At 71.7% G+C, this 399-nt stretch carries 1 protein-coding gene; it reads left to right on the top strand.

All coding sequences use genetic code 11. The annotated features are described in order from the left end of the window. The coding region (locus AC0IYH_RS29615; protein WP_471837633.1) for an FAD-binding oxidoreductase at positions 1–399 on the top strand (399 nt) is incomplete at both ends.

The raw sequence follows: 399 nt of genomic DNA, 5'->3' as shown, positions 1-399 counted from the left end.
GGCACTGGGTGAGGGCATCCGCCGCCAGCACGGCACCAGCGAGGCGCATTTCGCGGAGGCGCTTCCCGACGCGGTGGTCTTCGCCGCCTCGACGGAGGAGGTCGCCGACTGCGTCCGGCTGTGCATGGCGGCGGGGGTGGCGATCGTCCCGTTCGGCGCGGGCACCTCGATCGAGGGCACCGCGCTGCCGGTGACCGGCGGGGTCAGCATCAACCTGTCGCGGATGGACGCGATCCTCGCGATCCATGCCGAGGATTTCGACTGCACCGTGCAGGCGGGCGTGCGGCGCGAGGAACTCAACGCCCATCTCCGCGACACCGGCCTGGTCTTTCCGATCGATCCGGGCGCGAATGCGACGATCGGCGGCATGGCCTCGACGCGGGCCAGCGGCACCAACGC

This window comes from Pseudomonas sp. AC463, assembly GCF_979253585.1.
This window is presented reverse-complemented; position numbering and strand designations above follow the sequence as displayed.